At 68.0% G+C, this 12,495-nt stretch carries 10 protein-coding genes and 1 pseudogene; 5 read left to right on the top strand and 6 right to left on the bottom strand.

The features are described 5' to 3' along the window. Positions 1–34 precede the first annotated feature (34 nt). Together DCN14_RS13925 and DCN14_RS13930 are read left to right on the top strand one after the other, a co-directional pair. The gene (locus DCN14_RS13925; protein ID WP_096507823.1) at positions 35–1,438 is read left to right on the top strand and encodes a GntP family permease; all 1,404 of its coding nucleotides are present in this window, start codon (positions 35–37) and stop codon (positions 1,436–1,438) included. Positions 1,439–1,895: 457 nt separating this feature from the next. Next, positions 1,896–2,147: a DUF4148 domain-containing protein gene (locus DCN14_RS13930; protein WP_096507877.1), complete on the top strand. Its 252-nt coding sequence runs from the start codon at positions 1,896–1,898 to the stop codon at positions 2,145–2,147. Between the two features lie 52 nt (positions 2,148–2,199). On the opposite strand, the pseudogene DCN14_RS13935 reads toward DCN14_RS13930, so the two are convergent. Beyond that, a pseudogene (locus tag DCN14_RS13935) lies at positions 2,200–2,771 on the bottom strand (thioredoxin family protein); the annotation flags it as partial. Positions 2,772–2,848: 77 nt separating this feature from the next. Beyond that, positions 2,849–3,349 (bottom strand): GNAT family N-acetyltransferase, encoded by a 501-nt coding sequence (locus DCN14_RS13940; protein ID WP_096507824.1) that lies wholly within the window; start codon positions 3,347–3,349, stop codon positions 2,849–2,851. A gap of 530 nt (positions 3,350–3,879) precedes the next feature. Between DCN14_RS13940 and DCN14_RS13945 the strand changes: the two genes are divergently transcribed. From DCN14_RS13945 to DCN14_RS13960, 3 genes are all read left to right on the top strand, one after another. Further along, positions 3,880–6,219, top strand: a complete 2,340-nt coding sequence (locus DCN14_RS13945) for a phospholipase C, phosphocholine-specific (protein ID WP_096507825.1) — start codon at positions 3,880–3,882, stop codon at positions 6,217–6,219. A 238-nt stretch (positions 6,220–6,457) separates the two neighbouring features. Then, a complete protein-coding gene (locus DCN14_RS13950) occupies positions 6,458–6,727 on the top strand; it encodes a hypothetical protein (protein ID WP_096507826.1) in 270 nt (89 codons plus the stop codon). 155 nt (positions 6,728–6,882) lie between these two features. Beyond that, positions 6,883–7,875, top strand: a complete 993-nt coding sequence (locus DCN14_RS13960; RefSeq protein ID WP_096507827.1) for a DedA family protein/thiosulfate sulfurtransferase GlpE — start codon at positions 6,883–6,885, stop codon at positions 7,873–7,875. 67 nt (positions 7,876–7,942) lie between these two features. Here the strand turns inward: DCN14_RS13960 and DCN14_RS13965 are convergent, their stop codons facing one another. From DCN14_RS13965 to DCN14_RS13980, 4 genes are all read right to left on the bottom strand, one after another. After that, the gene (locus tag DCN14_RS13965; RefSeq protein ID WP_096507828.1) at positions 7,943–9,415 is read right to left on the bottom strand and encodes an OprD family porin; all 1,473 of its coding nucleotides are present in this window, start codon (positions 9,413–9,415) and stop codon (positions 7,943–7,945) included. A 164-nt stretch (positions 9,416–9,579) separates the two neighbouring features. Further along, positions 9,580–10,602 carry an oligopeptide/dipeptide ABC transporter ATP-binding protein gene (locus DCN14_RS13970; RefSeq protein WP_162826201.1) on the bottom strand — a complete coding sequence of 341 codons (1,023 nt, stop codon included), beginning with the start codon at positions 10,600–10,602 and terminating at the stop codon, positions 9,580–9,582. Further along, positions 10,599–11,591: an ABC transporter ATP-binding protein gene (locus DCN14_RS13975; protein WP_096507830.1), complete on the bottom strand. Its 993-nt coding sequence runs from the start codon at positions 11,589–11,591 to the stop codon at positions 10,599–10,601. Before DCN14_RS13975 ends, DCN14_RS13970 begins: the two co-directional genes overlap by 4 nt. Position 11,592: 1 nt before the next feature. Beyond that, positions 11,593–12,495 carry an ABC transporter permease subunit gene (locus DCN14_RS13980; protein WP_096507831.1) on the bottom strand — a complete coding sequence of 301 codons (903 nt, stop codon included), beginning with the start codon at positions 12,493–12,495 and terminating at the stop codon, positions 11,593–11,595.

Consider the following 12,495-nt stretch of genomic DNA (forward strand, 5'->3'; position numbering starts at 1 on the left):
AACCAAAGCCATTCAAAGCCATTAGGAGACTCCCTTGTCTTTCGTGATCGTCCTCGCCGCGCTGGCGTTCCTGATGTTCGCCGCGTATCGCGGCTACAGCGTGATTCTGTTCGCGCCGATCGCCGCGCTCGGCGCGGTCCTGCTGACCGAACCCGCCGCCGTCGCGCCGGTCTTCTCCGGAATCTTCATGGAGAAGATGGTTGGCTTCGTCAAACTGTATTTCCCCGTGTTCATGCTCGGCGCCGTGTTCGGCAAGGTGATCGAACTGTCCGGGTTCTCCGAGTCGATCGTCCATGCCGCGATCCGCTACATCGGCCGCTCGCGCGCGAATGCGGTGATCGTCGCGGTGTGCGCGCTGCTCACCTATGGCGGCGTGTCGCTGTTCGTCGTGGTGTTCGCGGTGTATCCGTTCGCGGCCGAACTCTATCGCCAGAGCAACATTCCGAAACGGCTGATGCCCGGCGCGATCGCACTCGGCGCGTTCTCGTTCACGATGGATTCGCTGCCGGGCACGCCGCAGATCCAGAACATCATCCCGACCACGTTCTTCAAGACGACCGCCTGGGCCGCACCGGCGCTCGGCACGATCGGCTCGCTGTTCATCATCGCCGTCGGCCTCACGTATCTGGAATGGCGCCGTCGTTCCGCGATGGCGAAGGGCGAAGGCTACGGCACGTCGCTCGTCAACGAGCCGGAACGCGTCGAAACGAAGGCACTGCCGAATCCGGCGCTGGCGATCCTGCCGCTGATCCTCGTCGGTGTGTCGAACTTCGCATTCACGAAGCTGATCCCGCAATGGTACGGCGCCGCGTCGTACACGGTCGCGCCGGACGTGCTGCCCGGCGTGCACGCGCCGGTCACGACGTCGATCAAGACCGTCGTCGCGATCTGGTCGGTCGAGGCTGCGCTGCTGCTCGGCATCGTGGTGGTCCTCCTGACCGCGTTCAAGCGCGTCAGCGGCCGCTTCGCGACGGGTTCGAAGGCCGCCGTCGCCGGCGCGCTGCTCGCCGCGATGAACACGGCATCGGAATACGGCTTCGGCGGCGTGATCGCCGCGCTGCCGGGCTTCCTCGTCGTCAGCGATGCGCTGAAGAGCATTCCGAACCCGCTCGTGAACGCGGCCGTTTCGGTCAGCTCGCTCGCCGGCATCACCGGTTCGGCGTCGGGCGGGATGAGCATCGCGCTCGCCGCGATGTCGGACCTGTTCATCAAGGGCGCGCAAGCGGCCAACATTCCGCTGGAAGTGCTGCACCGGGTCGTCGCGATGGCCAGCGGCGGCATGGACACGCTGCCGCACAACGGCGCGGTCATCACGCTGCTCGCGGTGACAGGCCTCACGCACCGCGAGTCGTATCGCGACATCTTCGCGGTCACCGTGATCAAGACGCTTGCGGTGTTCTTCGTGATCGCCGTGTACTACGCGACGGGCCTCGTGTAAGCATCCGCATCGGGCGGCGCACCATGCGCCGCCCCGCCCGGCCGGCCGCATCGACGCGGCCGGCGCTCCGCGCCTCCCGTACCCTCCCCGCTCCCTTCCTGCCCCTTTCCTCTACGTCGGTTCGACACGCCTGCGCCGCAATACGCAGCGCTCGCCGATCGGTTTGCCCGCAACCTCCGGCGGACTGCCCGGAATGGGCATCCAGCCAGCCCGGCCCCTCCCTCACCCCAGCCCCCGCTACCACGCAGCGCCAGCGCACCGGCATCCGTCACGCGCCGCCATCCGGCACCGCCCGCCACCCCATCATCGCCTCCCACCCATTGTTGCCCGCAGCAGAACACTGCGTTGGGAGCGATCGCATTTTTCCCGTGCGCGGCCGGGCCTACACTGTTTTCAACCGCCGCCGCTTCGTCGAACGAAGGCCGGCCGCCCCGCCGAAAACATGGAGGTTCCGATCATGAAGCACCTGATCCATGCAGTTGCCATCGCCCTGGCCGTATCGGCCCCGCTCGCTGCGCAAGCGCAGTCGAACGCGCCGCTCACGCGTGCACAGGTTCACGCCGAAGTGAAGGCGCTCAAGCAGGCCGGCTTCCAGTCGAGCGACTGGTTCTACCCGGCCAGCATCGTTTCCGCCGAAGCAAAGATCGCGCGGCAGCAAGGTGCCGGCTACGGCAGCGCGCGCGGCGCATCGTCGGAGTCGGGCCAGTAACCGAAGCAACGCAGCACCCGGCCCGCTCGACGGTTCACCCGCCGTCACAGCGTCACGCTTTCACGGGCCGGATCAGCATCGCGCGCGCCGCTGCCTGCGGATCGCCGCCGGCAGCTCCGCGCCCACCCCGTCGAACTGCCTGACGACCGACCGAACCGACGCGCCCTGAGCGCCGCCATCGCGCCACCGATTCAGTTGCGCGACCACCTTGGTCAGCGCACGCAGGTTCGCCCCGTAAAACGCATCCCGGGTCTTGCTGGCCTGCGCAAACATGCTCGCGGCAATCCCTTCGATCCGCGCCGAATCGTCCGGCGCCAGCGCGACCGCATTCGCGAAATAGGTCCCCGGCGCAACTTCACCGCCGATCCGCTCGCCGAATCGCAGACCTTGCGGTACCCGTCGCGCGCCACGGCCTCGTCGCCGCGCGCCTTCGCATTCGCCTTCGCCTTCGCGGCAAGCCCTGACATGAAGTAGTACGGCGTCGACGGACGCGGCAATTCGGCCTTCAACAACGCCTCGGATGCGTCGTACGGCCCTGCATCGATCAGTGTGCCCGACGCCGCGAATGTGTGCGAACGCTTGTCGCTCGTACGCATTCGCGGCAGCCGGCAAATCGCTCGACGATACGATTCGCGCGACCGCCTGAAACGAACGCATGCTCGAATGAACATGACGCGCGGCATCGCGCACGCGCGCTTCCTTTACCGTCGCGGCCTGACCCGCGCCATCTGGTACACCGACGCATACACACCGTCGCACAGCGCATAGTCCGGCGCTTCGCCTTCGATCCGGAATCCGTGCTTTTCGTAGAGTGCGACCGCCGCGACGTTGTCGACGAACACGGTCGGTTCGATGCGCGTGATGTTCAGCCAGTTTTCCGCGAGCTCGATCGCCGCCGCGAGCAGCCGGGTGCCGATGCCGCGGCCGTGATGCGACGCATCGACCATCATCCCGAGCGACGCGGCATGACGGCGGCGCGGGTTCTGTTCTGGATGCAGCCCGAGATGGCCGACCACCGTGCCGTCGATTTCGGCGACGAGGCTCACGCCGTGTTCGCGAATGCGTTCGAGCCGCTGCCGCCATTTCTCGTGCGACGGATACGGATGCTGCAGCGTGTCGAGGTACACCGCGGGGTGCGCGACGATGTGCCGGATCGCGTCGATGTCGTGCATCTCGCTGTGCCGAATGGTGATATCGGTCATGACCGGGTGGAGTCGAAAGTATCGGTCGGGGGGATGCTGCTGCGAGTACGCAACAACGCATCGCGCTTATCCGATTTCACGCGAATGAAACATGGCCGCCGAACTGGCCGGTGCCGTTGCATGCACAACGACACGATGTCACACAGCCTTCATGCAGACATCACGCAATCGGAAATTCCTGCCCGATACGCTCGCACAAACCGGTAATTTCTTGCCACCTCCACGCCATCTCGACAGTAACCGATTAGTTGCGCCCGCAACGTCATCTGCACGGGCAGGCCATGTCATTTCGGCATCACGTCGACGTCATCTGCACGCCCTAGACTGGGCCGCGCCCTGACCGTCACTCACCGGGCCAGCACGTGCCGACATCCTCCCCCGCGCATCACGACGCGTGCCGGGCGCAGGATCGCGGCAACGGCCGACGCACTCGAACGCACATGCATCGCGGATCGTCCCGGGGGGGACGACGCATGGGACGCGGCTGGCCCCGGTCACGCACGCGCCCACCATCACAGGATCCGAACGCCATGACGTCACGCCGCACATTCCTTCAGAAGACCGCCACTTCAGGCCTCGCCGCCGCCGCGCTGTCCGCGTTTCCGCCGAGCATCCGCCGCGCGCTCGCGATTCCCGCGTTTCACGAAACGGGCACGCTCCACGACGTCAAGCACGTCGTACTGCTGATGATGGAGAACCGCGCGTTCGACGGCTACTTCGGCACGTTCAAGGGCGTACGCGGTTACGGCGACCGCTTCGCGGTGCCGTCGCCGAACGGCCGCGACGTGTTCTACCAGACGTATACGCAAACGACGCCCGCGACGACCTTCACGCCATACCACCTCGATGCGAGCCAGGGCAACGCGCAGCGCGCGGGCGGCACGCCGCACACGTGGGCCGACGCACAGGCCGCGTGGGACCACGGCCGGATGAACCGCTGGCCCGACGCGAAGACGCCGCTGTCGATGGGCTATTACGACGCGGCGGAAGTGCCGTTCCAGCGCGCGCTCGCCGACGCGTTCACGCTGTGCGACCACTATCACTGCGGGATGCACACGGGCACGATCGCGAACCGCCTGTTCTACTGGAGCGGCACCAACGGCCCGAACGGCATCAGCCCGGCCGACGGCAGCCGCGTGAAGCTCGCCGCGCTGAACAACCAGTTCAACGGCGGCAACGACATCGGCCCGTCGAGCCAGGGGTGGACGTGGACGACCTACGCCGACCGGCTGCAGCAGGCCGGCGTGAAGTGGAAGGTCTACCAGAGCCTGATCGACAACTTCGGCTGCAACGAGATGATGAGCTTTCGCCACTGGCGCGCCGCGATCGAACAGATGCCGGCCGCGCGCCGGCCCGCGTACGTCGCGTCGACGGACATCACGCAGCCGGTGACGGCGGCCGGCGCGTTCTACGATCCGGCGATCGACGATCCGTTGAGCCCGCTCGCGAAAGGGTTCGGCAACACGATGCCGTACGGCTTCCTCGAAACGTTCCGCGACGACATCCGCAACGGCAAGCTGCCCGAAGTGTCGTGGATCGTCCCGCCGTCGGTGTACAGCGAACATCCGGGGCCGTCGAGCCCCGCGCAGGGCGCGTGGTACGTGCAGGCGGTGCTCGATGCGCTCACCGCGAACCCGGACGTGTGGAGCAAGACCGTACTGCTGATCAACTACGACGAGAACGACGGTTTCTTCGATCACATGCCGTCGCCGGCCGTGCCGTCGCGCAACGCGGACGGCACGCTCGCGGGCGGCCATACGCTCGCGAACGCCGACGTGGCCGTCGAATATCACGACTTCGCGCCGGCCACGTCGAGCCAGCCGGCGGCCGACGGCCGTCCGTACGGCCCCGGCCCGCGCGTGCCGATGTGGGTGGTATCGCCGTGGAGCCGCGGCGGCTGGGTCAACTCGCAGGTGTTCGACCATACGTCGACGCTGCTCTTCCTGGAGAAGCGCTTCGGCGTCGCGGAACCGCAGATCGGCGCGTACCGCCGCGCGGTGTGCGGCGACCTGACGAGCGCGTTCAACTTCCGCACGCCGAACAACGAACCGCTGCCGACGCTCGCGGGCCGCACGACGAAAAGCCAGGTCGACGCGCTGAGCGCCGCGCAGCAGGCCGCGCCGAAAATCACGCCGCCGGCCGCCCCGTCGCTGCCCGCGCAGGCCACCGGCGTGCGCCCGTCGCGGGCACTGCCGTACGAGCTGCATGCGAGCGCGCAGGCTGACGTCGGCAAGGGCACCGTCACGCTGAAGTTCGCGAACACGGGCCGCGCGGCGGCGGTGTTCCACGTGTACGACAAGCTGCACCTGGACCGCGTGCCGCGCCGCTACGTCGTCGAACCGGGCAAGGCACTGCGCGGCGACTGGGCGGCGCAGGCCGACGACAGCGGTAAATATGACCTGTGGGTGCTCGGCCCGAACGGCTATCACCGCCGCTTCACCGGCGACCTGGCCCGGCTCGCGGGCCCGCGCGCACCGCAGCCGGAAGTGCGGGTCGGCTACGCGGGCGGGAGCGGCAACCTGCATCTGCGGCTGCGCAACGACGGCGGCGGCACGGTGCGCTTCACGGTGAAGTCGAACAAGGTATACGGCGCCCTGTCCGGCCATGGCGCGCACGACGATCACGGCAACCAGGACGGCAACGGTCACGGGCGCGGACACGGCAACGACACGGGCACGACGTGGACGGTCACGGTGCGTGCCGGCAGCCAGTCGGAGCTGCACTGGACGCTCGACTCGACCGGGCACTGGTACGACTTCGTCGTCACCGCCGACAGCGATGCGCGCTTCTCGCGCCGCGTGGCCGGCCGTGTCGAAACGGGCCGCCACTCGGTCAGCGATCCGGCAATGGGGCTCGCCGACCGCTTCTGACGCCACCGCCGCTGCCCGGCCGGAAGCACGCCGGCCGGGCGCCGCTCGCCGCGCGGCCCGATCCGGCTGAAACGCCCGCCCGGCGCGACCCAAACATCAGAAGGATAGGTGGTATAGCCCTCATTTCGCGCCCACGAAAATGCTCCGTGTTGCGGCCCGTTCGCGTTAAACTTCGTCAAGCTGCATTCAATAACGACATCTTCGCCAACCAGGCATCCACGACACGAGGATAGGTTCGATGCGCACTTCCGGCTCATCCGGGGCAATGACCCTGCTCACCGAACACGACCCGGCCGACGGCCGCGAATTGCGCTCGCTCCGGCTCGAAGCAACCGGCGACGGCAAGAGCGTGCTGCTGATCGAGATCGACGAACGCAAGCCCGGCATCCACCGCGAGGTCCGCTACGAGATCACGCCGGCCGAACTGATCGCGGCGATCCGCTCGCACGGCGCCGAGCTGCCCGGCGAAAACCACGGCGCCGCATCGCTCGCCCGCACCCCCTCCTGATTCCGAACGGTGAGCCGCGCCCGGCGCGCCGGCTCACCGACATCTCCCTGCCGCCATCAGGCGCTTTCCGCCGTTCCCGCCGCCGGGTTGAAAATGGCCGATAATCGGCCCATCTGCGCATCCTCTCCCGCGCACATCCTTTTCGGCCAGCCGTCATGCTCCGTGACCTCGTCGCCCAATACGGGCCGCTTCTCGTCTTCGCCAACGTGCTCGCCGCGGCCATCGGCCTGCCGGTGCCGGCGATGCCGACGCTCGTGCTGTTCGGCGCGATGGCCGCGATGCATCCGGACATGATCGGCTCGCAGCTCGTGACGGTGATCGCGCTGTCGGTGCTCGGTGCGCTGATCGGCGACACGGCGTGGTACCTCGCCGGGCGGCGTTACGGCGGCACGACGCTGAAGACGATCTGCCGGCTGTCGCTGTCGCGCGATACCTGCGTGAAGAAGACCGAACGCTTCTTCGGCCGCTACGGTGTGCGCGTGCTCGCGGTAGCACGCTTCATTCCCGGACTGTCGCTCGTCTCCGTGCCGATGGCCGGCGCGCTCGGCACGCGCTATCGCACGTTCGCCGGCTACGACGCGCTCGGCGCCGCGTTGTGGACGATCGTCGGGCTGGGGGCGGGGCTCGTGTTCTACCGGCAGATCGACTGGCTGTTCGCCGGCGCGAGCCGGCTCGGTCGCGCGGTACTGCTGGTGATCGTCGCGCTGCTCGCGATCTATGCGGCCGTGCGCTGGATGCGCCGCCGCGCGCTGATCCGCCAGCTCGCGAGCGCACGGATCGGCGTCGACGAACTCGAGCTGCTGCTGAGCGACCCTGTGGCGCCGGTGGTCCTCGACGTACGCTCGCCCGAGCACCGCAAGCTCGACCCGTTCACGATTCCCGGCGCGCAGTTCGCGGACGAGCGGCACATCGAAGACATCGTCGCGCGCTACCCGCTGTCGCAGAAGTTCGTCGTGTACTGCTCGTGCCCGAACGAGGTGACGGCCGCGCTGATGGCCAAGCGCCTGCTCGATGCAGGCTTCACCGATGCGCTGCCGCTGCGCGGCGGCCTCGACGCATGGCGCGACACGGGCCGCCAGCTCACGTCGCTGCTGGAAGACATGCCCGCCGCGAACGATCCGGTGGCGGGCCTGCACAAGCCGGCCTGATCGGACTGACTGCAGGCCGGCCGCGCGAAGCGGCACATACCGCGGGGGGCCTTGCGCCCCCCTTCGATCAGAACGCGTGCAGCGGCACGTTCACGACCAGGCGGTACTCGCGGTTCGTCGCGTCCGAGTAGTGCGCGGAACCGTTGTGCCACATCGCGATGAACGTGACCTTCGTGTCCTTCAGCTTGCCGCTCTGGAACGTGTACGACGGGATGAAGCCGAACTCGTGGTGACGGCCCTGCACCGGCGCGCCGTTGCTCCAGTAGATGCTCGACTTGGTCGGGTCGTTCGCCGCGCCCGCGCTGCCGTCCGCCCCCCAGCCCGTCACGCCCCAGATCATCGCCTTGAAGCCCGGCAGGCCCGCTTCCTTGCCGTAGAACGTGTAACGCAGCTGCAGCGACTTTTCGTGCGGCGCGTTGTAGTCGACGTCCATCGAGTTGGCCAGGAAGATGCCGTTCGTCTCGGTGATGTAGTCGAAGAACTGGTCGCCGAGGATCTGCTGGTAGCCGAGCAGCAACTCGTGCGGACCGTGCTGCGCGGCCAGCGACAGGCTGTACGCGTTGTTGTCGATCTTGCCCTGCAGCGAATCGCCCGTGTCGTGCGTCGAGTAGACGTTGCCGAAGCCCGTCCACTTGATCGTCTGCGTGCTGCCGATGCTGTGCTTCACCGACGCATAGTACTGGTGCCACACGTCGTCGGCCTGGTTCGCGTACAGCGCGACCTCGCCGTTCGGCGAGTAGTCCCACGTGCCGCCGACGTAGGTCAGCCGGTTGACGCGCGTGCCGCCGTACTGCGTCGTGAGGTTGGTGAGCGTCGTGCGGCCGCGCGCATCGGTCTTCGTGAAGCTGCCGGCCTCGAGCATCACGTTCTTGAATTCGTTGCTGACGATCGTCGCGCCCAGGAACGTCGGCGGCAGCGCACGGTTGTCGTGCTGCTCCATGAACGGGTTGTCGACGGCCTGCAGACCGTACTTGACCACCGTGTTCGAGATGCGCGCCTTCACGTCGTAAATGCCCGGATACGCCCATGCGAGCTGGTTCGAGCCGCCGCCGCCCTTCGCCACGTGCACCATATTGCCCCCGCCGGCGCCGCCGTCGAGTTTCAGGGCCGCGTACAGCGACGCATCCACGCCGAAGCCGATCAGGCCCGCGGTGTAGCCGGACTCGAAGTTCGCCATCACGCCCTGGATCCACGCGTGACGATGCGGGCCGCCCTTGTTGTCGAGCAAGTCCGAATAGTTGCGGAACACGAAATCGAGATGACTGTCGGCGATGAAGCCCTTGGACTTCGACTGGGCCGACGGTTCATCGGGCGGCGTGACGGCCTGGCTCGCTTCGGCGTTGACAATGGCGTTCGGGGTAGTTGCCTGCGCAACGGCCGTGCTCGTGCCCGCGGCCGGCGCGGCCTGCGCGACCGTCAGCGGGGCCGGGGCCGCGTCGTCGGCGTGGGCGACGCCGCTCAGCGATACGCCGGCCAGTGCCGGCAGGCCCCATGCAAGCAGCATCTTCGATGCCGTCCCGATCGTCTTCTGCTTTTTCATCGTAATTCTCGTCTTGTGTTGATATCGTCCACGCCGGTCGCGATCCGCTTCCGGCCCCCCGGCTCGCCCGGCTAAAGGCGCGCCTGTACCCGCGGCGCGAAGATCGTTCGCGCCGCACCTACCCCTGTCGACCTGCCTGGTTATGTTTGCTGCGTTACGTCACTTCACGCCACCACGCCCGCGCGGATGCACGCGACCCGCGCGGCCGAGCCCTGCCGCACTTCCGGCAGCGGCACGTCCTGCGCGCACGCGTCGATCGCAACCGGGCAGCGCGTGCGGAACGCGCAGCCCGACGGCGGGTTCAGCGGCGAGGGCATCTCGCCCGCCAGCAGCATCGGACGGCGAGCACGCTCGCGCGCCGGCTCCGGCGTCGGCGCCGCATCGAGCAGCGCCTTCGTGTACGGGTGCTGCGGCACGCCGTACACGTCATGCCGCGTGCCGAACTCCATCACGCGGCCGAGATACATCACGAGCACGCGCTGGCTGATGGCCTTCACCACCGCCAGGTCGTGCGCGACGAACAGATAGGACAACGACAGTTCGCGCTGCAGATCGCGCAGCAGGTTCACGATCTGCGCCTGGATCGACACGTCGAGTGCCGACACGGGTTCGTCGCAGATCACGAGCTTCGGCTCGCCGATCAGCGCACGCGCGATACCGACGCGCTGGCACTGCCCGCCGGAAAATTCATGGGGATAGCGCAGCAGGTGATGCGCATTCAGGCCGACGCGCTCGAGCATCGTGATCACGCGGCGGCGCACTTCGGTGCGGCCGAGGCCCGCGTGGTGCGTGACGAGCGGTTCCGCGACGATCTGCTCGATCGTCATGCGCGGATCGAGCGACGCGAGCGGATCCTGGAAGATCATCTGCACTTCGCGGCGCATCGCGGTGCCACGCAGGTGATCGGATGCCACCGCTTCGCCGCGCCAGCGCACGGTGCCGGCGGTCATCGGCACGAGGCCGATCAGCGCGCGGGCGAGCGTCGACTTCCCGCAGCCCGACTCGCCGACGAGCCCGACCGTCTCGCCGCGCTTCACGTCGAACGACACGCCGTCGACGGCCCGCAGCGTGCCCTTCGGCGACCACGGATAGCCGCCGAGCGGCACGCGGAAATGCACCTTCAGATGCTCGACGGACAGCAGCGTGTCGCCCGTCGCGCCGGCATCGCGGCGTTCATTGACGCTCATCGCAGGCCTCCCGTCAGATCGGCCAGCGGCCGGTGGCACGCGCGCACCGCGCCCATGGCGCCATAGGTTTCGAGCGCGGGGCGCGCGGCACCGCAGCGCTCCTCCGCATAGGTGCAGCGCTTCGCGAACGCGCAGCCGGCCGGCGCGGTGCCGGGCATCGGCGGATTGCCGGGAATCGCAATGAGCGGTGCATCGTCCGCATCGGTCAGGCGCGGCAGCGCGTTGAGCAGGCCGATCGTGTACGGATGCGACGGCGCGGCGAAGATCGAATCGGCCGGCGCGTATTCGACGGTGCGGCCCGCATACATGACCATCACGTCGTCCGCGAGGCCGGCGACCACGCCCATGTCGTGCGTGATCAGCACGATCGCGGTGCCGCGCTCGCGGTTCAGCTCGCGCAGCAGATCGATAATCTGCGCCTGCACGGTCACGTCGAGCGCGGTGGTCGGCTCGTCGGCGATCAGGATTTCCGGCTCGGACAGGAGCGCCATCGCGATCATCACGCGCTGGCGCATGCCGCCCGAGAACTCGTGCGGATACATCCGGATGCGGCGCGCCGCGTCGGGGATGCGCACCGACTCGAGCGCCTCGATCGCGCGCCGGGTCGCCTCCTTGCGCGACAGCTTGCGATGCAGCTGCAGCGTCTCGGTCATCTGCCGCTCGATCGTCAGGAACGGATTGAGCGACGTCATCGGATCCTGGAAGATCATCGCGATCCGGTCGCCGCGCACCGCGTTCAGCGCGCGGGTATCCATCTCGAGCAGGTTGTCGCCGCGATAGCGCGCGGCGCCCGTCGTCGTGCCGTTGCCGGCCAGCAGGCCGAGCAGCGCCATCACGGTCTGGCTCTTGCCCGAGCCCGATTCGCCGACGATGCCGAGCGTCTTGCCGGCTTCGAGCGAGAACGACACGCCGCTCACGGCGTCGATCGGCGGCGCGTCCTTGCGCGTGAAGCGCACGCCGAGGTTTTCAACTTCCAGTAGAGCAGCCATCTCAGCGATCCTTCGGGTCGAGCGCGTCACGCAGGCCGTCGCCAACGAAGTTCACGCAGTAGAGCGTCACGCAGAGCATGACGGCCGGTGCCAGCAGCAGCCACGGCATCGATTCCAGTTTCTGCGCGCCGTCCTGGATCAGCACGCCCCAGCTCGTCATCGGCTCCTGCACGCCGAGGCCGAGGAACGACAGCACCGATTCGGTCAGCACGATGTTCGGCACGGACACGGTCGCGTACACGACGACCACGCCGAGCAGGTTCGGCACGACGTGGCGCAGCACGATCGACGCCGGCGACACGCCGATCGCGCGCGCCGCATCGACGAACTCGCGGTTGCGCAGCGACAGCGTCTGGCCGCGCACGACGCGCGCCATGTCGATCCACGAGAACGCGCTGATGGTCAGCACGACCAGCATGAACGAGCGGCCGAACAGGGTCATCATCAGGATCGCGATCAGCAGGTACGGGATCGCGTACATCATGTCGACGACGCGCATCATCGCGGAGTCGACGCGGCCGCCCGCGAAGCCGGCGGTCGCGCCCCACGCGACGCCGAACAGGCCGGACACGAGCGTGCCGAGCAGGCCGACCTCGATCGACACGCGGCCGCCGATCAGCGTGCGCACGAGCAGGTCGCGGCCGAGCTCGTCGGTGCCGAACCAGTGCTGGTTCGCGAGGGTCGGCGGCAAGCTGATCGAACCCCAGTCGCTCGCGGCGGGATCGGCCGCGAGCAGCCACGGGCCGACGAAACACGCGAGCGTGATCAGCGCGAGCAGCACGAGGCTGAACACGGCCGCACGGTTGTGAAGGAAGCGCGCGAACGCGAGCGCCAGCGGCGAGCGCGAACGCGGCGGCGAGTCGGTCTGCACGGGCAGACTGACGACAGGCGTAGTCGGAGTCAT

The organism is Burkholderia sp. IDO3 (assembly GCF_003366075.1).
Lineage (GTDB): Bacteria > Pseudomonadota > Gammaproteobacteria > Burkholderiales > Burkholderiaceae > Burkholderia > Burkholderia anthina.

Bases quoted from the DNA above. Each gene is read 5' to 3' on its own strand.
- DCN14_RS13930 (WP_096507877.1), top strand. From the start codon at position 1,896: ATGAAGCACCTGATCCATGCAGTTGCCATCGCCCTGGCCGTATCGGCC.
- DCN14_RS13940 (WP_096507824.1), bottom strand. From the start codon at position 3,349: ATGACCGATATCACCATTCGGCACAGCGAGATGCACGACATCGACGCG.
- DCN14_RS13945 (WP_096507825.1), top strand. From the start codon at position 3,880: ATGACGTCACGCCGCACATTCCTTCAGAAGACCGCCACTTCAGGCCTC.
- DCN14_RS13950 (WP_096507826.1), top strand. From the start codon at position 6,458: ATGCGCACTTCCGGCTCATCCGGGGCAATGACCCTGCTCACCGAACAC.
- DCN14_RS13960 (WP_096507827.1), top strand. From the start codon at position 6,883: ATGCTCCGTGACCTCGTCGCCCAATACGGGCCGCTTCTCGTCTTCGCC.
- DCN14_RS13965 (WP_096507828.1), bottom strand. From the start codon at position 9,415: ATGAAAAAGCAGAAGACGATCGGGACGGCATCGAAGATGCTGCTTGCA.
- DCN14_RS13970 (WP_162826201.1), bottom strand. From the start codon at position 10,602: ATGAGCGTCAATGAACGCCGCGATGCCGGCGCGACGGGCGACACGCTG.
- DCN14_RS13975 (WP_096507830.1), bottom strand. From the start codon at position 11,591: ATGGCTGCTCTACTGGAAGTTGAAAACCTCGGCGTGCGCTTCACGCGC.
- DCN14_RS13980 (WP_096507831.1), bottom strand. From the start codon at position 12,495: ATGACTCCGACTACGCCTGTCGTCAGTCTGCCCGTGCAGACCGACTCG.